Annotated in this window: 18 protein-coding genes and 2 tRNA genes; 10 read left to right on the top strand and 10 right to left on the bottom strand. The window is 42.4% G+C overall.

Annotated features, from left to right (window positions below; translation table 11 throughout):
* The first annotated feature begins 165 nt into the window (after window positions 1–165).
* The 3 genes from CLV51_RS06070 (at window position 166) to gcvH (ending at window position 5,999) form a co-directional block, all read left to right on the top strand.
* Window positions 166–3,564 (top strand): TonB-dependent receptor, encoded by a 3,399-nt coding sequence (locus CLV51_RS06070; RefSeq protein WP_106527087.1) that lies wholly within the window; start codon window positions 166–168, stop codon window positions 3,562–3,564.
* Between the two features lie 49 nt (window positions 3,565–3,613).
* Window positions 3,614–5,350, top strand: a complete 1,737-nt coding sequence (locus tag CLV51_RS06065) for a RagB/SusD family nutrient uptake outer membrane protein (protein WP_106527086.1) — start codon at window positions 3,614–3,616, stop codon at window positions 5,348–5,350.
* A gap of 259 nt (window positions 5,351–5,609) precedes the next feature.
* Window positions 5,610–5,999 (top strand): glycine cleavage system protein GcvH, encoded by a 390-nt coding sequence (gene gcvH, locus CLV51_RS06060; protein ID WP_106527085.1) that lies wholly within the window; start codon window positions 5,610–5,612, stop codon window positions 5,997–5,999.
* 8 nt (window positions 6,000–6,007) lie between these two features.
* Here the strand turns inward: gcvH and CLV51_RS06055 are convergent, their stop codons facing one another.
* Together CLV51_RS06055 and CLV51_RS06050 are read right to left on the bottom strand one after the other, a co-directional pair.
* Window positions 6,008–7,516, bottom strand: a complete 1,509-nt coding sequence (locus CLV51_RS06055) for an FAD-binding protein (RefSeq protein WP_106527084.1) — start codon at window positions 7,514–7,516, stop codon at window positions 6,008–6,010.
* A gap of 38 nt (window positions 7,517–7,554) precedes the next feature.
* A complete protein-coding gene (locus CLV51_RS06050) occupies window positions 7,555–7,905 on the bottom strand; it encodes a Bor family protein (protein WP_146151231.1) in 351 nt (116 codons plus the stop codon).
* Between the two features lie 497 nt (window positions 7,906–8,402).
* Between CLV51_RS06050 and CLV51_RS06040 the strand changes: the two genes are divergently transcribed.
* Window positions 8,403–9,764 carry a porin gene (locus tag CLV51_RS06040; protein WP_106527082.1) on the top strand — a complete coding sequence of 454 codons (1,362 nt, stop codon included), beginning with the start codon at window positions 8,403–8,405 and terminating at the stop codon, window positions 9,762–9,764.
* A 116-nt stretch (window positions 9,765–9,880) separates the two neighbouring features.
* On the opposite strand, the gene CLV51_RS06035 is transcribed toward CLV51_RS06040, so the two are convergent.
* Window positions 9,881–10,492 carry a suppressor of fused domain protein gene (locus CLV51_RS06035; RefSeq protein WP_158266940.1) on the bottom strand — a complete coding sequence of 204 codons (612 nt, stop codon included), beginning with the start codon at window positions 10,490–10,492 and terminating at the stop codon, window positions 9,881–9,883.
* 287 nt (window positions 10,493–10,779) lie between these two features.
* Between CLV51_RS06035 and CLV51_RS06030 the strand changes: the two genes are divergently transcribed.
* Window positions 10,780–12,102 carry a serine hydrolase gene (locus tag CLV51_RS06030; RefSeq protein WP_106527080.1) on the top strand — a complete coding sequence of 441 codons (1,323 nt, stop codon included), beginning with the start codon at window positions 10,780–10,782 and terminating at the stop codon, window positions 12,100–12,102.
* Between the two features lie 113 nt (window positions 12,103–12,215).
* On the opposite strand, the gene CLV51_RS06025 is transcribed toward CLV51_RS06030, so the two are convergent.
* Window positions 12,216–12,289: transfer RNA gene (locus CLV51_RS06025), tRNA-Pro, on the bottom strand.
* Between the two features lie 270 nt (window positions 12,290–12,559).
* Window positions 12,560–13,090, bottom strand: a complete 531-nt coding sequence (locus tag CLV51_RS06020; RefSeq protein WP_106527079.1) for a zinc-binding dehydrogenase — start codon at window positions 13,088–13,090, stop codon at window positions 12,560–12,562.
* On the opposite strand from CLV51_RS06020, the gene CLV51_RS06015 reads away from it, so the two are divergent.
* A complete protein-coding gene (locus CLV51_RS06015; protein ID WP_106527078.1) occupies window positions 13,090–13,443 on the top strand; it encodes a helix-turn-helix domain-containing protein in 354 nt (117 codons plus the stop codon). The genes CLV51_RS06020 and CLV51_RS06015 overlap by 1 nt on opposite strands.
* Before the next feature lie 73 nt (window positions 13,444–13,516).
* Here CLV51_RS06015 and CLV51_RS06010 read toward each other — a convergent pair whose 3' ends face one another.
* The 4 genes from CLV51_RS06010 to dnaA form a co-directional block, all read right to left on the bottom strand.
* The gene (locus CLV51_RS06010; RefSeq protein ID WP_106527077.1) at window positions 13,517–13,945 is read right to left on the bottom strand and encodes a hypothetical protein; all 429 of its coding nucleotides are present in this window, start codon (window positions 13,943–13,945) and stop codon (window positions 13,517–13,519) included.
* 344 nt (window positions 13,946–14,289) lie between these two features.
* The gene (locus CLV51_RS29755; RefSeq protein ID WP_281261514.1) at window positions 14,290–14,424 is read right to left on the bottom strand and encodes a hypothetical protein; all 135 of its coding nucleotides are present in this window, start codon (window positions 14,422–14,424) and stop codon (window positions 14,290–14,292) included.
* 692 nt (window positions 14,425–15,116) lie between these two features.
* A tRNA-Ser gene (locus tag CLV51_RS06000) sits at window positions 15,117–15,205 on the bottom strand.
* Window positions 15,206–15,808: 603 nt separating this feature from the next.
* On the bottom strand, window positions 15,809–17,242 hold the full coding sequence (gene dnaA, locus CLV51_RS05990; RefSeq protein WP_106527074.1) for a chromosomal replication initiator protein DnaA: 1,434 nt from the start codon (window positions 17,240–17,242) through the stop codon (window positions 15,809–15,811).
* A 554-nt stretch (window positions 17,243–17,796) separates the two neighbouring features.
* On the opposite strand from dnaA, the gene CLV51_RS05985 reads away from it, so the two are divergent.
* The 4 genes from CLV51_RS05985 (at window position 17,797) to CLV51_RS05970 (ending at window position 22,212) form a co-directional block, all read left to right on the top strand.
* Window positions 17,797–18,183: a DUF3127 domain-containing protein gene (locus CLV51_RS05985; RefSeq protein ID WP_106527073.1), complete on the top strand. Its 387-nt coding sequence runs from the start codon at window positions 17,797–17,799 to the stop codon at window positions 18,181–18,183.
* 139 nt (window positions 18,184–18,322) lie between these two features.
* Window positions 18,323–19,882, top strand: a complete 1,560-nt coding sequence (locus tag CLV51_RS05980; RefSeq protein ID WP_106527072.1) for an NAD(P)/FAD-dependent oxidoreductase — start codon at window positions 18,323–18,325, stop codon at window positions 19,880–19,882.
* Between the two features lie 57 nt (window positions 19,883–19,939).
* Complete coding sequence (locus CLV51_RS05975; RefSeq protein ID WP_106527071.1) at window positions 19,940–20,884, top strand: ABC transporter ATP-binding protein; 945 nt, start codon at window positions 19,940–19,942, stop codon at window positions 20,882–20,884.
* Window positions 20,885–20,901: 17 nt separating this feature from the next.
* Window positions 20,902–22,212: an ABC transporter permease gene (locus tag CLV51_RS05970; RefSeq protein WP_106527070.1), complete on the top strand. Its 1,311-nt coding sequence runs from the start codon at window positions 20,902–20,904 to the stop codon at window positions 22,210–22,212.
* Window positions 22,213–22,262: 50 nt separating this feature from the next.
* Here CLV51_RS05970 and CLV51_RS05965 read toward each other — a convergent pair whose 3' ends face one another.
* On the bottom strand, window positions 22,263–23,207 hold the full coding sequence (locus tag CLV51_RS05965) for an NAD(P)H-dependent flavin oxidoreductase (protein ID WP_106527069.1): 945 nt from the start codon (window positions 23,205–23,207) through the stop codon (window positions 22,263–22,265).
* Window positions 23,208–23,593 lie beyond the last annotated feature (386 nt).

The raw sequence follows: 23,593 nt of genomic DNA, 5'->3' as shown, positions 1-23,593 counted from the left end.
ACCACGAAAATCTATCAGGATGAAACCAAAATTATCGCTTAAACAAACATCATCATTCCATCTTTAATTTAAAATAAAAAACAACTGAAAAGGGAAACATTTTAGCAGCACACTAGGCTGCTACAGGCACCCTCATTTCTAACATTTCTTAAATTATTGCCCGTTATGCAAAAGTTATTAGCTGTGAAAACACAGCTTGGTGACAATCTATTGTCCTATACAAACCGCCACACCAGGCGCCTGGTAAAAACCACCACCTTACTCATTTTGAGCCTGCTATTACTAACACCCGTATTGTGGGCATCGGCAGGAAGCGCTCAGGATATCTCTACAAAAAAAATCACGCTCACACTGAAAAATGAAACACTGAAAGGCGCATTGGGAAAAGTGGAAAACCTTTCCGGCTTCCGCCTGGCTTATCCTCCGGAGCAAATAAACAGATTCAAAAATATCAGTCTGGAGAAAGCCACCAGGAGTGTAAAAGAAACACTGGAATTATTACTGGCCGATACACATCTCAGTTTCAAACAAGAAGATAACATCATCGTTATCTTTCGCGCTTCCGAACTATCCAATGCGGCAGACACCGTGGTTAATCCTGCCGCTAAAACCGGCACCGGACAACAGTTGCGCACCATTATCGGCTCGGTGGTGGAAAACAAAACCAACACTGTATTACCAGGCGTTTCTGTACTGGTAAAAGGAACCAACAGGGGCACACAAACACAAACAGATGGTACCTACAGCATACAGGTACCTGTGAGCACAAAATCATTGGTTTTCTCTTTTATCGGCTATGAAACAAAAGAAGTAGAAATTACCCTCTCCAACCAAACAGATGTAACACTGATCCCCTCCAGCTTTGGATTAAAAGATGTGGTGGTAGTAGCTTACGGCGAACAAAAGAAAGCGACTGTTACCGGGGCTATTGCTTCTATCAGTACCAAGGAATTAGTACAAAGCCCTGTATCCAATCTTACCAATGCGTTGGCAGGCAGGCTCCCCGGACTTATTACCACTCAACGCAGTGGTGAGCCCGGGGTAGATGGCAGCTCTCTCTACATTCGTGGAGTAGCTACCCTCAATAATGCCTCACCCATTGTAATGGTAGACGGCATAGAACGCAGCATGAGCTATCTCGATCCCAACGATATTGAAAGTCTTACTATCCTGAAAGATGCCGCGGCCACCGCTGTACTAGGTATGCGTGGCGCCAACGGTGCGGTGCTCGTTACTACAAAACGCGGCAAGGCCGGCGCACCATCGGTAAGCTTCCGCGCCTCTACCGGTGTACAGGAAGCCACCCGGCTGCCTAAATACCTGGGCTCTTACGATTATGCCAGGCTGTTTAACGAAGCACTCGCCAACGACGGTGCGCAACCCGCCTTTACACCGGAACAACTGGAAGGATACAAAAGCGGAAAACTACCCAACACGGATTATTATAAGTTCATCATGAAGCCCTCTATGGTGGCGCAGGGGAACCTCAATGTGAGCGGCGGTAACAATATAGCCCGCTACTTCATTTCGGCCGGCTATAACCTCCAGCAAGGGAATTACGCACATACCAAAGAAAACAAGGACGGATATAATTCCAACAACGTCATGAAGCGGTATAATCTGCGGGCTAACGTGGATGTGGATATAACGCCTACCCTGACTGCCCGCGTAGACCTCGCCGGCACTATGACAGATCGCACAGATGGTAATAATTCCGCGGCTAATATTATGAATCTCGCCAATCGTATGGCGCCTATTTATCCTATTTTCAATCCGGATGGTTCTATGTGGGGCAACGGTACTTTTAGTTCCAATATCTTTGGTGAACTCTCCCAAAAGGGCTATCAGCACTGGTATAACAATACGGTACAAGGAACATTTGCCCTTACCCGCAAGCTGGATTTCCTCACTAAAAACCTGAGTGCTAAAGTATCTTTCTCCTATGATAACACCAATACTCCTTACACTTCCTACGGCCGCAACTATGCTGTATATGAGCCCATTTATGATGCACAGGGAAATATAACAGATTATAAACAGTCTGGTCAGGATACTAAAATAGATCCCAATGGTGGCTTTAATGGAGGCAGCGCCCTGCGCAATACTTACCTGGAAGCAACGATGAACTGGAACCGTAAATTCGGTAATCATGAAGCTACCGGCATCGTATTATGGAACCGTCGTTTGCAGGAAAATGGCTCCCAGATTCCTTTTGCCTATCAATCATTATTATTCCGCGGCACTTATAACTACCTTCAAAAATATTTACTGGAACTAAGTGCTTCTTATCAGGGTTCTGAAAACTTCCCCAAAGAAGGCCGCTATGGCTTCTTCCCATCTATTTCTGCCGGCTGGATATTATCTGAAGAAAATTTTATCAAAGACAATATTTCCGCACTCAGCTTCCTGAAAATAAGAGGCTCTTATGGAGAAGTAGGCAATGACAGAAGTGGAAATGACCGCTTTTTGTGGTTCACCTCCTGGGGTGGAGGCGATCCATATTATTTTGGCACCAATGCCAACCAGGCTAATGGCTGGAAACAAGGTGCAATTGGCAATCCGGGTGTAACCTGGGAGCGTGGCCGTCAGGCAAACCTCGGACTGGAAGCACGCCTGTGGAAAGATAAACTGGGCATCACGCTGGATGTTTTCAAACAAAGAAGAAGTCAGATCCTCATCAGACGTAACACCCTTTCTGATGTATTCGGTCAGGATATCAAAGCACAGAACATTGGCATTGTAGACAATAAAGGTTTTGAACTGGAATTAAGTCACGATAATACGATTGGCAAAGTGCACTATTTCGTTAAACCCAACATCACTTTTGCCCGGAACAAAATCATATACCAGGATGAAGTGCCGCAGGCATATCCATGGATGAAAGGCACCGGACACCCCATCGGCACCAAGTTTGGCCTGGTAGCAGAAGGTTTCTTCCACGATCAGAATGAAGTGGATAATAGTCCGCGTCAGAATTTTTCTGACTATGGTCCCGGTGATATAAAATATAAAAAACTGACGGGTAAAGAATACGATTTCATTCAGTCGAATTTTGATGAAACAGCCATCGGCTACGCCCGCACACCGGAAATTATGTATGGTGCTACATTGGGTGCAGATTACAAGGGCTTTGATTTCACCATGCTGTTTCAGGGCGCTGCACACTCAGATCTGATGTTGAATAATGAAGCAGTATATGAATTTTTTCAGGGTGGTAAAGTGAAACCTTTTCACCTCGGCCGCTGGACACCGGAAACAGCTAATACCGCTACCTACCCACGTTTGCACAGCAATACAAATGGCAACAATCACCGTGCCTCATCGTTCTGGCTCCGCTCCGCCGACTATCTGCGACTCAAAAATGCAGAGATAGGTTATCAGCTGCCAAAGCGCTGGATCAAACCATTGGGCCTCTCTTATTTTCGTATATACGCCAACGGTATGAATCTTATTACCTGGGATAAGCTGAAAGATTACCAGGTAGACCCTGAAATAGGCGATGGCAACGGTGCTATGTACCCGATTCAGAAGATCTGGAATTTTGGTATTGATGTAAGATTTTAACAGCGTGCTGCGCATGGAAAATGTTTCCTGATATTTTAAATTAAAAGTTATGCAACGAATCATATTATCCAATAGCTATTACAAAAAGATGTCTGGCATGAGGAAATTGTTATTGGGTTTATTCATACTGCTGTCGTTCAACGCCTGTAAGAAAGGCTTTCTGGACAGGGCTTCCACTACACAACAACAGGATGTGGACATCTTCACCAATTTTGCAATGACCGACCAGGTGGTTAATAATTTATATTCCCATTTACGCGGAAATTATACTTACCTCGGTGGCTACTCTATGTCTTCCGGCACAGATGAAGCTAAAGATGCTTCTAACTGGATGCCCTCTATGAGCTTTAATAACGGCTCCTGGTCCGGCAATAATAATCCCATCGGCAATACCTGGCGTGATAATTACGTAGCTATCAGGCAAGCCAATGCTATCCTGGAAGGGGTAGCAAAATATAAAACCCCGGATGATGCCAACAACAAAGGCGCATTACAAAATCGTATCGGAGAAGTATATTTTCTGCGCGCCTATTATCTCGCAGAGTTGCTTCGTCAATTTGGTGGCGCCATCATTATTACAAAAACCATTGATCAAAGCGATGTGAAAGCGCTGAATCAGCCACGCAGCACCTACGATGCATGTGTAGCACAGATCATTGCCGACTGTAACGAAGCTATTAAGCGGCTGCCGGTACTTTATCCTACTACACAAACCGGAAGGGTAACACAAGGTACTTGCCTGGCTTTAAAGGCACGTATGCTGCTTTACAGTGCCAGTCCGCTGTGGGCAATTGCCGGCAAAACAAGTTTTCAGGGAGATATCAGCAGCGGTACCGCCGCCACCGATCCGGAGAAATGGCGCGCCGCAGCCGCAGCTGCCAAAGCTGTCATCGATCTCAAATCTGCACAGGGCGGACCGGCATATCAACTGGAAAATACGTTGTCCGACAGATTGAATATGTTTACCAACAACACACTGCTTAGCAAAGAAGTGATCTGGGTAAGAATGAAAGAAACCAATGAGAGCTACGACCGGTATATCTTTCCTTATGGCAGTAATGGATGGTCTGGTTGTTCCCCTACACAAAACCTCGTAGACGATTATGAAATGGCCAATGGTTTGTCAATCAGCAACCCTGCATCCGGTTATAACCCTGCAAAGCCATATGATAACCGTGATCCCAGATTTTATACAGATATCACTTACAATGGCGCTTCCTGGAAAGGCCGTAAAATTGAAACGTTTCCGGGCGGGAGAGATGAACAGAGTACACAAACAGATCACAGCAGAACAGGCTACAGCTGCCGGAAGCTGGCAGATGAAAACATTACCGTTAACCAGGGACCGGGAAGAGATATACACGGCATCATTTTCCGGCTGGCAGAATTTTATCTTAGTTATGCCGAAGCATTGAATGAATACGATCCTGGTAATGCAGACATTGCAACTTATATCAACCTTATCCGTACACGTGCAGGCCAGCCATCATTGCCCGCCGGATTAAGCCAGGCTGCAATGCGGCAGCGCATTCACAATGAAAGAAGAATAGAGCTGTCATTCGAAAACCAACGCTTCTGGGATGTCCGTCGCTGGAAGATCGCTGAAAATACAGAAAAGGAAATATGGGGTATGCGGTTAATAAAAGACGCCACTACACCGGAAGGTTACCATTATGAAAAATTCAAAGTAGAAGACCGTTTATGGCGCAATGCTATGTACCTGATTCCTATCACTACAGATGAAACATTGCGTAATACGGAACTAAAACAAAATGAAGGATGGTAATGCTACTAATGATAAATACTGATAGCTGGTAATTTCAAAGGGCTGACCGGATGGTCAGCCTTTTTTATAAAGAAAGAGTAATATGGATATTTCAAATTTTCAGTATTAAAAATGTTATGCAGATAAAACAAAAATCAGGTAATTAATGTTTATTATTCACGTGCATCTCAAAATAACTGCTACACAAAATGGCTAATAACAACACAAAGAATATCCATATAGCAAATCATCCTTCAAATAACCTTAAACTTCATTGTCTATGAGCACTCCCGGGAATTTACGTTATACAAGAGACCATTCATGGGTCCTTCTAAACGGCAATAAAGCCACTATTGGTCTTACAGATCATGCACAAAAACAATTAGGTGAGATTGTTTTTGTAGAGCTACCTTATAAGGTAGGAGATACGCTGGGAAAAGACGAAGCATTCGGTACTGTTGAATCTGTTAAAGCTGTAACTGAACTCTTTAGCCCCTTAAATGGGAAAGTGGCAGAAATAAATGAAACGGTATTAGACTCACCAGACTTAGTCAATGATGAACCGTATGCAGGCGGATGGTTTCTTAAGATAACAGTCGCTAATCCCAAAGAAGTTGGGGAGCTATTAGATGCTGCTGCTTATGACAAGTATTGTAGCACAGAAGAATAACGGGATTTTCAGACCTGGTCAATTCCCCATTGTTGCATAGCGTCATTGCTGAAAGTACGGATCATAGCCGGATCTACTATTCTTGCACGCGCCGCCAGGAATTGGTCCAGGCTTGTTCCGTACATGCTATGTATACGATCAGGTGTTAGCACATTCATCTTTCCCCAGTGAAAAGTAAAAGGAATATTAAGCTGATCCAGCTTATTCCATACCGCTTCATAGAAGCCTACTGTTTCCGGAGAAAGCACCCCATCCAGTTCCAGTACACAGGTAACCGGTGCGAAACGGGTAAACGCCATAGTAGCTTTGGAGGCTTTCACGAACCGGAAAGCGAATAAACCTATAAAGGGGCCGGCTTGTGTATTCACCTGAAGCAGTGCGTCTATCACCTGTCCTACCGCTGTAACAGGCAGTCCTACAGCAGCACTGGCTACCTTGCCGCGCAAAGTAGTATTGTTGAATATTTCTCCGAGTCTGCCGAATTGTTGTTCATAGGGAGTAAGACTGGATGCCAGCACTTTGTTTACCAACAGCGGCACTGCAGCAGGGATTGCACCGGCCAGCGTACCAATAAAACAAGGGGCATCGTCGCCCGGCCCTATGCCGGCACCATTAGGCTTTGGCCTCGTGTAGTCGTTGCGGTAAGGACGCTTATACATCGTAGTCATATAGGCGCCGTTGGCCAGATCATAAGGATTGATAAGCGACTGAAAATGAAAAGGCATTACACCCGGATAGGGCAAATGCGGATATACAAAATCGAGTGTGGTAAGCTGGTGAATCAGCGCATCATCATAGGGCACGCGGCGCAGGTAACACTCCAGCAGATAATCATCTTCTGCTTCTATCATTACACCATGTACAAAACCGAAGGCACCAAAGCTCACCACTGCGGCATTAAAGGCATCATCATCACGCACCAGTACCGCTCCCAGCTTATCTGTTAAAGTATTAGACACTACCGGATAAGACGCTCGCTCCAACCAGATATGTTTATCGGCACCTGTAATGATATGCAAACCAACTACACCTTCCTGCACCGCGCCAAAGCCAATAGCAGCACCATGTGTGCCTGTAGCCAGGGCTCCTGCAATGGTTTGCCCGTTACTGGCACCGCAGGCCGACAGCGACAATCCACGCTGATGCAGGAAGTCGTTCAGCTCCCAGATGCCGTTGCCGCATTGAGCCAGGCAAAGTTTTTTGGGATCACCGTTATAAGCAGCGTCTATACTGTTGCTGGTGATAGTAAAACGAATATTCAGCGGTTTGGTATTGAGTAAGATACCGTTGGTAGCCGCTATGGGAGAAAATGACCAGCTTCCGCCAAGCGTACGCAGTGACGTACCGTTTTGTATAGCGTCTTTTATTATTTGTTGTATGCCACTGGTGGTATCATTATAATTTTGAAGTACAGTGCCGGCTACTTCATTGGCAAGGTCATACAGATCAGTTACTTGCTGCGTAAATGTATTATGCAAATTACTCCAGGAGAAGCCGCCGTGCTTAATAATTTTCATGCGGACGAATATTGGGGTGAAGAAAACAATATGCTGTTTTATAACGAATCTACCTGCGCACATGGTTTGGCGCATTTCCATTCTATTGTAACGGGGCAATAAATACCAAGTGTACAAAAGGTTAATACCGTATTGCCGAAATTAGTTTTGACCCTTACTTCCGCCACACCGTTTACTCCCAGTGAGTCGCATACCGGGGTGCTGATCACCTGTGGTTTGTTGAGGAGTCCCCAAAACAGGCTGTAGGCTCTTACTCTGTTGACGGGTGCAGCATCAGTAGCAGGCTGCGCATGTGTTGCAATGCGATAGGAGTAACAACTACTGGTGCACAGGATGCAGGCAAGCAATAAACCATGCATACCGGGTCTGCGGAAAGAGGGGCTACACATAGATTTCTTTTACTAAATATACAATTTGTAAGAGGAATTTCCACAGCAATTCTTCAGGTATCCATGCCGGCAAATATTGTGTGCTTCAAAACTATGTTGCATTTCTACAAAATGATTGATGAGCATTATTTGTGCAAACCCTGCAAAAAATGAAATACCCTTACCAAAATGATATACTTTTTTCTTAAAGAGATATGCGCTAATTTTCCGGATCTAAGGTTGTTGTAATCACTCCCAATTACCAATACCGGCCAGGTATTTATTATTTTTATCATACCAATTAACCATCCTAATATTTTCTTTTTTAATAAGTTATATATTATTTTTAACATCATTTAAAAAATCTTATGAAAAAATTCAAGTCCTTAATTTCCATTCTCCGGCCCCTGAAGGATCAACATTTTTTTAATACGGTCTGGAATTTGGCTAATAGCTATAGCAAGGTTGCAATGCATTAAGATGCAAAAATTAATTCCGGTAATAAAATTAAAAAAACGATGCGCAAAATTTTAACAGGAGCAGTTCTACTTATGACAATCCCGGCTGCTGTCTTTTCTCAGGACACCACAACAGCCTCAAAAATCCCATTTGATGGAATAGAAACCAACTGGCAAAATGGAAGTGACCGAAGAGACTCCTCTATTTTTCATGGTAAGTATTTTATACCCTCCGTGATGGTTGATGTCAACTACACTCATTCATTCAACAACCCGAATGACAATACGGTAGTGGGTTCTACAGCACTGGCACGTAACAACGAAGTACAACTCTCTCATTTAAGCCTTGGCGGAGATTTTACCTATGAGAATGCAAGGGCCAGGGTAATGCTGCAATACGGCACCCGTTCTGTTGTTGTTCCAAGAAACGATGGTAGTCCCTACAGGGGGCAATATAAATTGGCCGATGTATATCGTTACCTGAGCGAAGCATATGTTGGTTATCATTTCAATAAGTGGTATGGCATCAATGTGGACGCAGGGTTATTTATGTCTTACATTGGTCTTAATTCCTACTACCAGGTAGAGAACTGGGAGTATCAGGCTTCTTTTACTTCTGATAATACTCCCTGGTTTTTTAATGGTGTACGTGTCCAGATCTATCCATCAAAATATCTAAAGATCGAACCCTGGATTATTAATGGATGGCAAAGCTATGGCAGGTTTAACAAAATGCCCGGTGTTGGCGCCAATATAACCTGGAACCCAAGCAGCAGGTTTAAAATACTCACCAATGATTATTATGGTAGTGATGCGGCAGGAATTCCTAAAAGAAAAAGATTCCACTCGGATAATAGTATGCTGGTGAGATATTACAATAAGCCAAATTCCCATGGTATCAACAGGATGGCGTTTTCATTAACCGGTGATCTGGGTTTTGAAAAAGGCGGCGGAGTAAGTGGATTCAAAAAAGGCACAACTGATGAACCTGAACAATACTTTTTAAGTGCTATGTTCTACAATCGTATCTGGTTTGCTAACAACAAATTTGCGTGGACAATGGGAGGTGGCATAATGACTAACCCTGGACGTTACCTGGTGCTGTTGCCAACCGGACAGGCAAGTGCATTGCCTAATCCAAACAACCCTACACAAACGGAAGGCGCTTTCCCTTTCACTGCCAATCCGGGAGATCAGTTTAAAGGCTGGGATTGTTCTACAAACTTTGACTGGATGCCAAATCAAAGCCTGACCTTTCGTATAGAGTATGTCCACAGACATTCAAATGTTCCATACTTTGCAGGAAAAGGTGGAGTAACTTCTCCTGATGGATATACCACAACACCACTGCCAGCTGATTGGCGCCCTGATCTGGTTAAATCAGAAGACAGGATAATTTGTGCATTGCTTTTCAGGTTATAAGCTGATTAAGTATAACAGTGTGGTATTATCTCTTTTAAAATAGCGGAGGGAGTTCTTAAATAGCAATATTTAAGAACTCCTTTTTTATGAAAATATCATAGCGACTGATGAAACCTTTAACAAAATGGCGCTCTTGTTACATCCACAATACTGATCTCAGATAACTGCTCAAGGCTGTCAAAAAACTCAATCCCATTTTCTGTAATAGATTTATACTCTGATTCATGTATTGGTACAGCCCATATAAATTTGGTATTAAATAAATCCCCATAAGGTATCGTTGAAAAATTTTCGTCCTCACCTCTTAATTCATCAAATAAAATGGCTTTTGTTTTCCATGCCGCAGGAGCCAATTTACTTTCACCCATAACTCTTGGTGTGGAAATATCTTCTATATTAATAACAGTGTGTGCTGAAATATCTAAAAGATAATTATAAACCGATTCAATATCAGCACCACCTAAATCACAAGGCAACACAAATATATATTCGCACCCAACTTTCCCATTTCTTCCTGTTTGTTGTGATGTTCCTATAGTTGCGACATGAGCAATTGGTTTTTCCTTGTTACAAGGAAAATAGTAAACAGCTATCCTTTCATCAAACCCTTGGCGCTTTGATACAACCCTGCTTTCCGGCATACCCCAATGTTTTATATAATGGCTTAAAACCAGGCTATTATATATTTCGGATACAAATTCCGTCTGCTTTACCAGGTCATTATTCATATTTATTATTTTTTCCCGATGGTCTTGTAGCATGGTGTTTTCCCACTTTTAATAAACAGGACTTAAGGGAAAGGTGTAAATTAATAATATTCCTTCAATGCCGGATCAGGCAACAACTGTTACAAGCTATTTAGCTTGTGATTTAGTTTGCATCGTTATAAAAAGTACTAAATAGTGCATCAGATTTCCTCTTGATAATTGAAACCCAAACATTTAAATAACCCGTTAAAATAAAGCAACATATCATTCAATAAACATGTAAATTCAGGTTCAATTCTTAATTCCTTATGAATAAAATTCTCTGGCTACTCTTACTGCCTGTTACGATTCACGCGCAACAAAAAAATACCGCTTTGCTAAATACCTATATGCAGTCACAGTCTAAAATTTGTCAATTTAGCGGAACTGTGTTGCTGGTGGAAAAAGGGAAAGTAGTTTATGAAAATTCTTTCGGTGAAGCTGATAGGGAATGGCATACGATAAACACAAGAGATTCAAAATACAGGATAGGCTCCCTCACCAAACAGTTTACAGCAGCATGTATTTTACTGCTGGAGGAAAAAGGAAAGTTAAGTCTGGATGATAAACTCAATAAGTATATCCCTGACTATCCTCAGGGTGATGTAGTCACTATTCATATGTTGCTAAATCAAACTTCAGGGATTAAAGATTATACCCAACTCCCGGATAACGGGTCTCATGCTGATGTAGTACCACTTGCACCGTTACAAATGATCAATGAATTTAAAAACGAACCCTATAATTTTCCTCCGGGAACACAATGGGCTTACAGTAATTCTAACTATTTCCTGTTAGGATATATTATTGAAATGGTCAGTGGAGAAAAATATAATGATTATTTGCTGAACAATATCATTTCAAAGGCGAAGATTAAAAATACCGGCGTGGATAAAATTGATTCCATACTAAAGTATCGTGTTAAAGGATACGAGGATCCTGGCAACGGATACATCAATGCCCCTTATTATGTTATGGAAGGCCCTTTTAGTGCAGGCGCAATGTATTCAACTGTAAATGATCTGTATCAATGGGACGTAGCATTGATGAACAATAAGATACTCTTACCCCGCAGTATAAAAAAAATGACAACGCCATATCAGGGGCGATATGGATATGGCCTATGGATTGACAGCCTGGGAAATCATAAAAGAATCTGGCATAATGGAGGTATTCCTGGTTTCAATTCTTGTCTGGCATATTATCCAACAGATGATCTTTATGTGGTAGTAATATCCAATGACGAAGCCAACACTACTGCTATTTCCAATGCTTTAGCCAGCATCCTTTTCAACTTTCCGGTTATAAATCCTTATAAACATAAGGAAATAGCTATTAACAGCGCCATTCTGGACAATTATGTTGGAAAATATTTAGCAACAAATACGCTTGAATTAATTAAAAAAGATAATAAGCTGTATCGCCGTGGAAATGGTAGCGATGATATGGAGTTAAAGCCGGAATCGAATACTAAATTCTTCTATGCTGATGGCTCAGACAGGCAGATCGAATTTGAGGTAAATAAAACAGGAAAAATACTGAACGCATTTATTATTGTTAGCGGCCTTAAAACTGATTTGAAAAAGCAATAAGACGGTAGCGTTTGAATAAAGAGGGAGTACTACAGATCGGAAAAGTTTGTTTAATCATCGCAACAATACACATAAAAAAAGCCTTACAGTATCTCTACTGTAAGGCTTCTAAGTCGGGGCGGCAGGATTCGAACCTGCGACCTCCTGCTCCCAAAGCAGGCGCGATACCGGGCTACGCTACGCCCCGAAAACCCTTCTTAGTCCACTTCTTCAGCTTTATCGGTTGCCCTTGTGGCGTGACCATTGCTTCAATTGTGGAGTGCAAATGTAGGAAAATGTTTAGCATAAAAACAAATTCCATCGATATTTTTTTCGATTAAATATCGAAAAATGAACAAAATAAGCCACCACAGGGCATTTACCAGTTTAACAATTTCCTGAAAAATAGAATTTACGGTAACTAAAAAGAGGAATCAGCGCCAGGTGATTCCTCTTTTTATGCTGACTGCACCTGTTGCTATATATCCATTCGCACCACAATTTTCCCCCTGGTAGTCCCCTTTTTCATCTCCTCAAAAGCGGCTTTCATATCAGTAAAAGCAAATGTCTTGTCTATATATGACTTTACTTTCCCTTCTTTTAACAAGGTGGCAATATCATCTATAGCGCGTTCTTCTGTGAACACACCGGTAAAGCGCACATCAAATCCTTTGGATTTATAATACTGCATCTTTTCCCCGGGCAGTTGATGCGGCAGGTAAAACAAGGCCGCGCCAGGTGCAAAGTGCTTTTCATACAGCGATGCCGGATACCGGCCACCAGCGTCCAACACGAGGTTTAATTGCAGACTGCTTGCCTCGTTAAAATCAAAGGTGTTATAATCAATGATTTCATCAGCGCCTAAATTGGTTACCCAGCCTGCATTGGCAGCTGATTTGAGTGCTATCACATAGGCACCTGTTGCTTTGGCCATTTGCACAGCATAATGCCCCACACCACCTGCACGCAGAATCATGCAAGGCATAATGGTGGCAATTCTCGAACTCATTGCCCGGACAACAAGGTTATGAAGGCAAACGCTTTGCTGATTTATTATTGCATGTTCAATATCATCCGCTGGACGAAGAAATAATAACACTACAATATCTCTCTCATCATTTCAATATTTCGGCTACTTACTTTAGCGAATATTTTAAGCGTAATGCCAATGAAACTTACCAGGAATTTGTGCTGCGTTCCAAACTGAAGTTAGCAGAAGCAAAAGCAATGTATACCGATATCCCTTTCAAGGAAATCGTCTACAACCTGGGTTTTACAGATAGCAGTCATTTGAATAAGATGATGAAACGGTTTTATAAAAAGGGGATGAGTGATATCAGGAAAGGGGTTATGGCAGCATAAATTTCATAAGATGTTTTACATAAAAAAAGGAACCAGTATGCACTGATTCCTTTTTATATAAAAACGTTGATAACTACTCAGTCACCTTAGCTCCTTTCTTTTGTCCGTTCTGCGCATTGATCGCCTTTAACTGTGCTTGCTGATCTGGTGTGAGAATGGTTTGATACTGTTGCTTGCGATAGGTAGAAATATCTTTTGCTCCTTGTCCGCCTTTTTGACCATTTGCTTTCAATGCATCTTTACGACGAATGCATTCTGCGTTTACAGCCAGTACTTTGTTGTATTGATCATCAGTGAGATGCAGCTTGGTTTTGAGTTCATTAGAGTACTCAACAGCGCGTTTCTCAGGTGATGGCAATGTCTGTGTAGCAGCAGTTGCTTTTGTTTGTGCTGCGGCAGCTGCCTTAGCAGGAACTTGCTTTGGGGCTGTAGGGGTAGCTGTTTGAGCAACAGCAGGGAGTACAGCCATCATAACGGCAATAGCGATAATGAAGTTTTTCATGTTTGTTGTTAGTTTTAATAGTTAGTAATTATTCAATTTCCCTGCCAGCTAATAAGAACAGGGGCTGCTGGTGAATAAGTATCGTTCCAAAAGCTCAAAAGAGAGGTCGTATAACAAAATGTTGCTTTTCCAAAACGAGCCATGGTACGGCATTTTGCCAAACGGAACAGTTAGTAAAAACGCGAGCTTAAGATTTCATTAAAAAACTATTGACGGCTATCCGGAGCTTTACCTTGCGGAAGGAAGGGGACAGGTATACGTCTACCCCCTTGCATCATCTCACCCTATCCGTATTTAAAGCGGCGGGTGCCTGAATAAGTTTTTGTGTAGCGAATCAGCAGTTATTATAAACCAACTGTATCACACCAGAATGTGCGGGGAGGAATAGTGGCCGCCTGTATTTTTTTCTGATTCTCTTCGCTCAGTTTAGCAATTTTGATTTTGCTGATGTCCAGTTTCTTCTTGTTTTTCTTTTTCATAAAAATGGTTTTCATCAAGAATACTTCCCGCCTACTCTTTTCTACAGGTTTTCGGCTTCCCCTTTTATTTACGTGGTAGTAAGTTCGTAAGTTGCTGATAGGTGGGATATATAATACGCTGTAACTAATTTACGTAAAAAAAATATGACTGCCCGGAGATTTTGTCAGGATCAGATACAGTACACTGCTGCAGGCTGCTGCATAAACTAAGCCCTATACGCCATATTCAAAAGGATTAAAAGCAGCATGCACAAAGGGATAAAAGTTAACCATACATAAGTCATCCGCTGGGCCTCCACTTTGCATACTTTCCCAATCATAAAAAGCAATGCTGAAAAAAATGACATGAGCAAAACGGTTATGGCCAAACAAATGAAAACATACATTCGCGGATGCTGCTCCCGCCAGATAAATGCATCTATTTCGCTTCCCGGAGAATAGGTGAGTGCAACCATAGAAATGGGAATGGATATAATAAAAAGCAGGAATCTCAGCGTACGATAAATTAATTTCTGACGTGTTTTATCTGAAAACATGGTATCGGTATTTATCTTTTAGAAAAACAACAGTGCCTCGTAAGGAAGCTTTTTGAATATTGCATATGCTGCTGATGTACAAAATAGCGGAGTACATAACAGCACATTTCCGGGAAACAAAAAAGGAACAGACAAAAGTCTGTTCCTTTAAAGCTGCGGAGAGAGAGGGATTCGAACCCTCGGTACAGTTTAACCCGTACGACGGTTTAGCAAACCGTTCCTTTCGGCCACTCAGGCATCTCTCCGTATTTCCCTGAAGGGGTTGCAAAAATAGGAAAAGTTTTATATTCTCCAAAAGCATTTTCATTTTTTTATAAAAAAAGATGAAAATATGTTTACATCCCTATATGTAGACTGTAAGGTAGTAAGCGTCGTCAGGGTTATTTCATTAGTGCTACATCCCTTTACCATAGCGCTTTTCACTGTCGGAAGCATCACATCAAAACTGTTGCTGTTCGTCTATATCATGATACTTTTACTTGTTTCCTTTTCCCAATGATAGCCAATGCGGTTAAGCATTATTCCGGGGCTATCTTGGCTCTTCGCCATGACCAGCGTGGTTCAGGGCCTCTCCATGCAAGTGCATTGCTTTTGATACCTGTAAATGCAGCTGATACAGGATCATCATATATCAGTATGACAACGCAGGATCTTCCGGATAATAATTCCCATCTGATGACGGGTAACAAAACTGTAAAGAAACAGAAGTGAGGTTGATAAAACACGCCGGATAATTCCTGACAGCAAAAATATACATATGTTTTAAAGAGATACATAAGAGCGCTAAAAATAAAGAAGCCACTCTTCACAGAGCGGCTTCTTTAAAATAGGTTATAAGGGGTAAGGCATTACATTGCCGCTAATTGTACTTTTTGTTGCAATTCGATTACACTGTCACGGAAATTATTGTCTGTATCCATCAGGTCTTTCACTGTCTGACAGCTATGTATCACTGTTGTGTGGTCACGACCACCAAAATGTTCACCGATTGTTTTTAAAGAATTCTTTGTAAATGATTTAGCTAGGTACATGGTAATTTGGCGGGCCTGTACTATTTCGCGTTTACGGGTCTTTTGCAGCAACTTATCATAAGGCACATCAAAATATTCGCAAACCATTTTTTGTATACTCTCGATGGTGATTTCTTTGGAAGATGTTTTTACAAAAGACTTCAGCACACGTTTGGCCAGCTCCAGATCAATTTCCTTGCGGTTCAGCGAGGACTGTGCCAGCAATGAAATCAGGGCACCTTCCAGTTCGCGTACATTTGTCTGAATATTGTATGCCACATACTTCACTACTTCTTTCGGCATCTCCAAACCATCGTTCCGCATTTTCATCTCCAGAATTTCCATCCTGGTTTCAAAATCCGGAATCTGTATATCAGCACTCAATCCCCAACGAAAACGACTGAGCAACCTTTCCTGTACACCATCCAGGTCTTTAGGCGCCTTATCTGATGTTAAGATCAACTGTTTGCCTGACTGGTGCAAATGGTTAAAGATAGCGAAGAAGGCATCCTGTGTTTTCTCTGCACGGGCAAAGAATTGTATATCATCTACAATCAATACATCTATCAACTGATAAAAGTGGATAAAGTCGTTGATTATATTATTCTTGGAGTGATCAATAAACTGATTGATAAACTTCTCTGCACTCACATACAACACCGCTTTATTCGGATGTATGCGTTTCACATCATTGCCTACAGCCTGCGCCAGATGCGTTTTGCCGAGGCCTACACCTCCGTAGATCACCAGCGGATTAAAAGAAGTACCACCGGGCTTTTCCGCCACAGTTTTACCTGCGCGTCTGGCTACACGGTTACAGTCTCCCTCGATATACGCGTCAAACGTATAATTAGGATTGAGCTGTGAATCAATCTGTACCCTTTTGATGCCCGGAATAACGAAGGGATTCTTAACCGGATTGTGAATCGTTAAAGGAAAATCTACTTCATTGTCTTTCTGAGGTTTTGTAAACTGCGTAGGCATGTTTACTGTTCTGGGATGCTGATGTGGCGTACCGTTCTCTACTACAATGCGGTATTCCAGCCGGGCTTCTTTACCTAATTCTCTTTTAATTGTTTTCCCTAACAATCCCACATAATGCTCCTCAAGGTATTCATAAAAGAATTGGCTGGGGACCTGGATGGTTAAAACATTGTTTTCAAGTTTAATGGGTTTTATTGGTTCAAACCAAGTCTTAAACGGCTGCCATTCCACTATATCCCTAATTATATTAAGACACTTTTCCCAAACTTGTTCGCAAGTTTTATTCATTGAGATAAAAAAAATTAGTTGTTTCTTAATTAAGGATGCTTAGTTCTCGAATTCGAAATTCCCCAACGCAGGATGTTGAAAAATTTTCAGACAGGATGACGAATATCTGTAGAAAATGTTGAAAAAAAAAATTTATCTACCCTTGTTTATATTCTCCTGATTACAATGTACCAAAACTTGTGTTTCCCCTGCTACAGTGGCTTTACAGCCCAGACGTGACACGGTTTTCAATACTATAAACCCGCTTGATTAACAGCACCTTTACCTTTGTCATTCTCCTTTTTATCATAAATATGGATATATAACTGATAAAATAATATTGTACCTCTTCTCTCAAAAAAAATCCTTCACTCAAAAACCATGAGATATTCACAATTTTTTTAGAGAGGGTGCAAAACTATGTTAGTATCTCCATTTAAAAAAATGTGTTTGCTACTAGTAATTACCGAACTAATTATTTATATATCCGCGCGCACTGTATTAATAAAAAATATTTGCACGCACTTATACGAATACCTTATCTTTGACCCTTCTGAATTTAAAATAATTTTTCTATGAGTTTTGAAATTACCGGAAAGCTGATTGTGAAGTACAACACGGTACAACGTAGCGAAACTTTTAAGACAAGAGAGTTCGTTATAGAGAAGTCTGATGACATCAATGGCCGTGTTATCAACAACTACATTAAATTTCAGTCGGTGCAAGACCGCACTGGTATTGTTGACCGGTTTAATGAAGGTGAAAATGTTAAAGTTTATTTCAATATCAAAGGTACCAGATGGGAAAAAGATGGTAAGGTAAATTACATCACCAACCTGGACGCCTGGCGTATGGAATCTGTAATGGCTGCACCTGCTCCAGGCTCAGATCCTCAACCTAACTACAATACACCGCAAATGCCTGCTGGTGGTACCGATGGCGGAGACGATCTGCCATTCTAGCCATTAGCAGTCAGCTTTTAGCACTTAGTAAAAAATGCAGCGAAGATGAAGTACATACTTTACCTTCGCTGCATTTTTTACTAAGCGCTAAAAGCTAATAGCTTACTGCTCGTTTTAGGATAACCACCTAACCGCTAATATGATACAACAAATATCTCTCAAATTACTGCCGGCAGATGCGGCAAATCATACACATATCATTCAGCACGCCGCTGCTGCACTAAGTATTAAACCAGCAGACATTACTGGTTTCCATCTGCTCAAACGCTCTATAGACGCACGTTCCAGGCAAGTATACTTTATACTGACAATTCAGGTATTTATCAACGAACCCTTCTTCGAAAGACAACATACACATCCGGTATACCTGGAACTCCCCGCCAATGCACCACGGGTACTCATTGCAGGTGCCGGTCCTGCCGGCCTCTTTGCAGCACTACGCCTCATAGAAGCCGGTATAAAACCCATTATACTGGAACGTGGTAAAGATGTACGCGCACGCCGCCGTGATCTGGCCACCCTCAATAAAACAGGTGTGGTAAACCCCGATTCCAACTACTGCTTCGGTGAAGGTGGCGCCGGTACCTACTCCGATGGGAAACTATACACAAGATCCAACAAACGTGGAGATATTAACCGCATACTCAACATATTTGTTCATTTCGGCGCAGACGAAAAAATTATGATCGATGCGCACCCGCACATCGGCACCAACAAACTCCCGCATATCATTACGGCTATGCGTGAACAAATCATCGCCAGCGGCGGAGAAGTACACTTTGAACAAAAAGTAAGTGCCATCAAAATACAGAAAGGCGCTATTGCTGGCGTGCAAACCGCTACAGGACAGCTTTTCGAAGGCAAACAACTGATCCTTGCTACCGGCCACTCTGCCCGCGATATATTTGTGATGCTTCATCAGCAAAACATTTTACTGGAAGCAAAACCTTTTGCACTGGGCGTTCGTGTGGAACATCCACAAGAGCTGATAGACAGCGCTCAATATCATTGCGACATCCGCGGTGAATACCTCCCGCCAGCCAGCTATAGCCTGGTAGAGCAAGTGGAAGGCCGCGGCGTATTCTCTTTCTGTATGTGCCCCGGTGGTATCATTGCGCCCGCTGCTACTGATCCGGGAGAACTGGTGGTAAATGGCTGGTCGCCCTCCAAACGCAACAACCCCTTTGCCAATTCCGGCATGGTGGTAACAGTAGATGAATCAGATTTCACACCATTTGCCCACCACGGCCCGCTCGCAGCCATGTATTTCCAACAGGCGGTAGAACAACAGGCATACATCGCCGGAGGCGGAAACTTTGTAGCACCTGCACAAAGAATGACCGATTTTGTAAATAAAAAAATTTCCACTTCATTACCGGAATGCTCCTATGTACCCGGACTACATTCCACAGATCTGCGCACAGTATTACCAGCTGTTGTACATCAACGACTGGCAGGTGCTTTCAAAGCATTTGGCCGCAAAATGAAAGGATATTATACAGAAAACGCTGTACTGGTGGCTACTGAATCACGTACCTCTTCTCCCGTACGTATTCCCCGCAACAGCGACACCCTCGAACATCCGCAGGTAACAGGTCTTTACCCCTGCGCAGAAGGTTCCGGGTATGCCGGAGGCATCGTATCAGCAGCAATGGATGGCGAACGCATAGCAGCCATCATCGCGGCTAAACTGCAGTAGAATTTTCCTGTGATATATTATGATTAATTATTCCAGATTAATCATTAAATTTTCATCATGAATCTACTCGAAGTTAAACACCTGAAAAAACATTACGATACCCACAAAGCGGTAGATGATGTAAGCTTTGATATTCAGCAGGGCAGCATCTTCGGACTACTGGGGCCTAATGGTGCCGGTAAAACCACCTTACTGCGCATGATTACCGGTATCTTTTATCCGGATGAAGGCCAGATCCTCCTCAATGGCAAAAAGTTTGATCCTGAAAATGATGCGCAACTGATCGGCTACATGCCGGAAGAAAGAGGATTGTACAAAAAAATGGCTGTAGGTGAACAAACACTTTACCTGGCACGCCTCAAAGGCCTGAGCAAACAGGAAGCCATGCGGAAAATCAATTACTGGTTTGATAAATTTGAAATCAGCTCCTGGTGGAATAAGAGGATCGATGAACTCAGTAAAGGAATGCAGCAAAAAGTGCAGTTCATTGCTACTATCATGCACGATCCCAAACTATTAATACTGGACGAACCCTTTTCCGGCCTCGATCCCATCAACTCCAACCTGATCAAACAGGAAATCTTTAATCTCAGCCAACAAGGCACCACCATCATTTTTTCTACCCACCGCATGGAACAGGTAGAAGAAATATGTGATCATATCATGCTGATGAATAAAGGCCTCAAAATACTGGATGGCAGCGTAAAACAGATCAAACAGGATTTCAAACAGGGACTTTTTCGTATAGGCCTTGGCGTAATGCCCAACCCTGCACAAATGGCTACTTATCATTTTAATATTGTGCAAACACACGATCATGCCTTTACGGTAAAAATGAATGAAGACAGCAACACCAACGATATCCTGATGCACTTCATCCGGCAGGATATACCAGTCACTTATTTTGAAGAAATCCTTCCTTCTATCAACGATGTATTTATCACCCAGGTTCAGCAAACCGAAAGCAGTACTGCCAACGCACCTGCACAACAGCTGGCCTGATCACCCCACCTTGCTTTATGGAAAAAATATGGCTTATTATAAAAAGAGAATTTTTTACCCGTGTTCGTAAAAAATCTTTCCTGATCACCACCTTACTGGTGCCACTGGCATTTGCGGCTATGATCATAGTGCCCATCCTGCTGGCCACCAGTTCCAGCGAGAATAAACGCATTGCAGTAGTAGACAAAAGCAGTTTATTTATAAACAAATTCCCCGATTCAAAGGGTGTTTATTTCAAATACCTGCAAAATCAAAATATAGACAGCCTCAAACAACATTACGAAGAACAAGGCTACGCAGGCGTCCTGTATATTCCGGACATCGATATTAACCGTCCTTCCGGCATCGAATATTACAGCAGCGGCCAGGCCAGCGTTACACTGGAATCCGGCATCAATAAGGATATTAACAATATCATTGAAAAGAAACGTATGGAGCTGCAAGGCATCGATCAATCCAAACTCGATGGGATCAAATCCGATGTGGAAGCCGAATTTAAAAATGGTAAAGATGAAAAGAAAGGCAGCTCCTGGGTGGCTTACGGTGTAGGCTATGCCAGCGGATTCATTATTTATATCGTGCTGTTGTTGTTTGGCACCTCTGTAATGAGAGGCGTCATGGAAGAAAAAGTAAGTCGCATTGCTGAAGTGATGATATCCAGTGTAAAACCCTTTCAGCTCATGATGGGCAAAATCATTGGTATTGCAGCGGTAGGCCTGTTACAGTTCTTCATCTGGGGCATTCTCATCACAGTGATCTATACCATTATTCCATTATTCATCTCTCCTGAAAGTATGCAGGCAGCTGCACAGGGCGGCGCTATGCCACAAGGTAATCATGCCGACGCGATGGAAGCATTCAGCAAAATCAGCGAAGTAATGAACAGTATCCACTGGTCCTTACTGATCCCTTGTTTTATATTTTATTTCCTCGGTGGTTATCTCTTTTATTCTTCCCTGTATGCAGCAGTGGGTAGTTTGGCGAATGAAGATGCGGCTGATGTACAGCAACTCACGCTCCCTATTACCATGCCTATTATTATCGGAATTATTATCATGATGAAGGCAGTGCATGACCCTACCAGCCCGTTGGCTGTATGGGCCAGTATTATCCCCTTTACATCGCCCATGGTAATGATGGCCAGGTTGCCCTATGGTGTGCCGGGAACGGTACCCTATTGGCAACTGGGGCTCTCTTTTGTTTGTTTGATCGGAGGATTTATTGGTACTACCTGGGCAGCAGGCAGAATATACCGTACCGGTATATTGATGTATGGTAAAAAAATTACGCTGAAAGAAGCCGTGAAGTGGATTGCGAAGAAATCATAGTGATATGGGGATATTATTATTCAGATATTTAGTTGCTGCATTCCCGGCAACTAAATATCTGAATTTCTCCAGCCGTAAATAACATTCCTGAAGTCCGTCCATATTTCTTCCAGCACTTGCGCAGCGGGCTTTATATCGTGTATCAGCGCACTCACCTGACCTATTTCCAGTTCTCCTTCCTCTATATTGCCTTCAAACATACCGGCTTTGGCGCGTGCACGGCCCAGCAACGCTTTTAAAGCATCTACATCTGCGCCGCTATCTTCTGCTGCCTTGATAGCACTATAGAAATTATTTTTGATCATACGTACGGGTGTAATCTTCTTTAAACTCAGCATGGTATCGCCTTCTTTAGCGTTCACGATAACTTGCTTAAAGTTAATATGAGAAGATGCTTCTGGTGTAGCTACAAACCTGCTGCCCACCTGCACACCTTCGGCACCAAGCGCAAAAGCTGCTGCCATAGCCCTTCCGGAAGCAATACCGCCTGCAGCAATCACAGGTATTTTCACTTGTTCACATACGCCCGGAATAAGTACCATGGTAGTGGTTTCCTCGCGGCCATTATGTCCGCCGGCTTCAAATCCTTCCGCTACAACCGCATCTGCACCGGCAGCTTCGCTTTTCAATGCAAATGCCGCACTGGATACTACATGTACTACCTTTATCCCGGCTGCTTTCAGCACAGGCGTCCATGTTTTAGGATTACCGGCAGAAGTAAATACCACCTGCACGCCTTCTTCCAGAATAATATTTATCAGCTGATCAATATCAGGATACAACAACGGTACATTCACACCAAAAGGCTTATCAGTAGCCTGTTTACACTTTTGTATATGTTCACGCAACACCGCAGGGTACATACTACCCGAACCTATCAGCCCCAATCCGCCGGCATTGCTAACGGCGCTGGCTAAACGCCATCCACTCGCCCAGATCATGCCTGCCTGGATGATAGGATACTCAATATTGAATAAGGAAGTGATACGATTCATAACAACGAATATAAGAATAAAGCAGATTGTCTTTCCCTTGTCTTACTCCCTTGTCTTTCCCAGGATTAGGCTGATTATACTGATTACCATGATTTTTTTCTTTTGATTTTGAAAGATTTAAGAAGATTAGCGGAGATTAAAGCGGAGTTTATCTGAACTGTGATTATTATGATTCATATGATTATCATGATGTAAGAAGATCTTAGCGAAGAATAAGCTACTAATTATATAAAACATTAAAACGGCCCGGTATAACCAGGCCGTTTTTCATTTAACTATTTCGCTAAAATCTTCGCTAAGATCTTCTTACATCATGATAATCATATGAATCATAATAATCACAGTTCAGATAAACTCCGCTTTAATCTCCGCTAATCTTCTTAAAT

Origin of the sequence: Chitinophaga niastensis (assembly GCF_003014755.1) — a bacterium.
GTDB classification, from domain to species: Bacteria; Bacteroidota; Bacteroidia; order Chitinophagales; family Chitinophagaceae; genus Chitinophaga; species Chitinophaga niastensis.
The sequence above is the reverse complement of the archived record's forward strand: the minus strand, read 5'-3'. Positions and strand labels throughout refer to the sequence as shown.

Coding starts and splice junctions, on each gene's coding strand:
- CLV51_RS06070 (WP_106527087.1), top strand. CDS start 166: ATGCAAAAGTTATTAGCTGTGAAAACACAGCTTGGTGACAATCTATTG.
- CLV51_RS06065 (WP_106527086.1), top strand. CDS start 3,614: ATGCAACGAATCATATTATCCAATAGCTATTACAAAAAGATGTCTGGC.
- gcvH (WP_106527085.1), top strand. CDS start 5,610: ATGAGCACTCCCGGGAATTTACGTTATACAAGAGACCATTCATGGGTC.
- CLV51_RS06055 (WP_106527084.1), bottom strand. CDS start 7,516: ATGAAAATTATTAAGCACGGCGGCTTCTCCTGGAGTAATTTGCATAAT.
- CLV51_RS06050 (WP_146151231.1), bottom strand. CDS start 7,905: ATGTGTAGCCCCTCTTTCCGCAGACCCGGTATGCATGGTTTATTGCTT.
- CLV51_RS06040 (WP_106527082.1), top strand. CDS start 8,403: ATGCGCAAAATTTTAACAGGAGCAGTTCTACTTATGACAATCCCGGCT.
- CLV51_RS06035 (WP_158266940.1), bottom strand. CDS start 10,492: ATGAATAATGACCTGGTAAAGCAGACGGAATTTGTATCCGAAATATAT.
- CLV51_RS06030 (WP_106527080.1), top strand. CDS start 10,780: ATGAATAAAATTCTCTGGCTACTCTTACTGCCTGTTACGATTCACGCG.
- CLV51_RS06020 (WP_106527079.1), bottom strand. CDS start 13,090: ATGAGTTCGAGAATTGCCACCATTATGCCTTGCATGATTCTGCGTGCA.
- CLV51_RS06010 (WP_106527077.1), bottom strand. CDS start 13,945: ATGAAAAACTTCATTATCGCTATTGCCGTTATGATGGCTGTACTCCCT.
- CLV51_RS29755 (WP_281261514.1), bottom strand. CDS start 14,424: ATGAAAAAGAAAAACAAGAAGAAACTGGACATCAGCAAAATCAAAATT.
- dnaA (WP_106527074.1), bottom strand. CDS start 17,242: ATGAATAAAACTTGCGAACAAGTTTGGGAAAAGTGTCTTAATATAATT.
- CLV51_RS05985 (WP_106527073.1), top strand. CDS start 17,797: ATGAGTTTTGAAATTACCGGAAAGCTGATTGTGAAGTACAACACGGTA.
- CLV51_RS05980 (WP_106527072.1), top strand. CDS start 18,323: ATGATACAACAAATATCTCTCAAATTACTGCCGGCAGATGCGGCAAAT.
- CLV51_RS05975 (WP_106527071.1), top strand. CDS start 19,940: ATGAATCTACTCGAAGTTAAACACCTGAAAAAACATTACGATACCCAC.
- CLV51_RS05970 (WP_106527070.1), top strand. CDS start 20,902: ATGGAAAAAATATGGCTTATTATAAAAAGAGAATTTTTTACCCGTGTT.
- CLV51_RS05965 (WP_106527069.1), bottom strand. CDS start 23,207: ATGAATCGTATCACTTCCTTATTCAATATTGAGTATCCTATCATCCAG.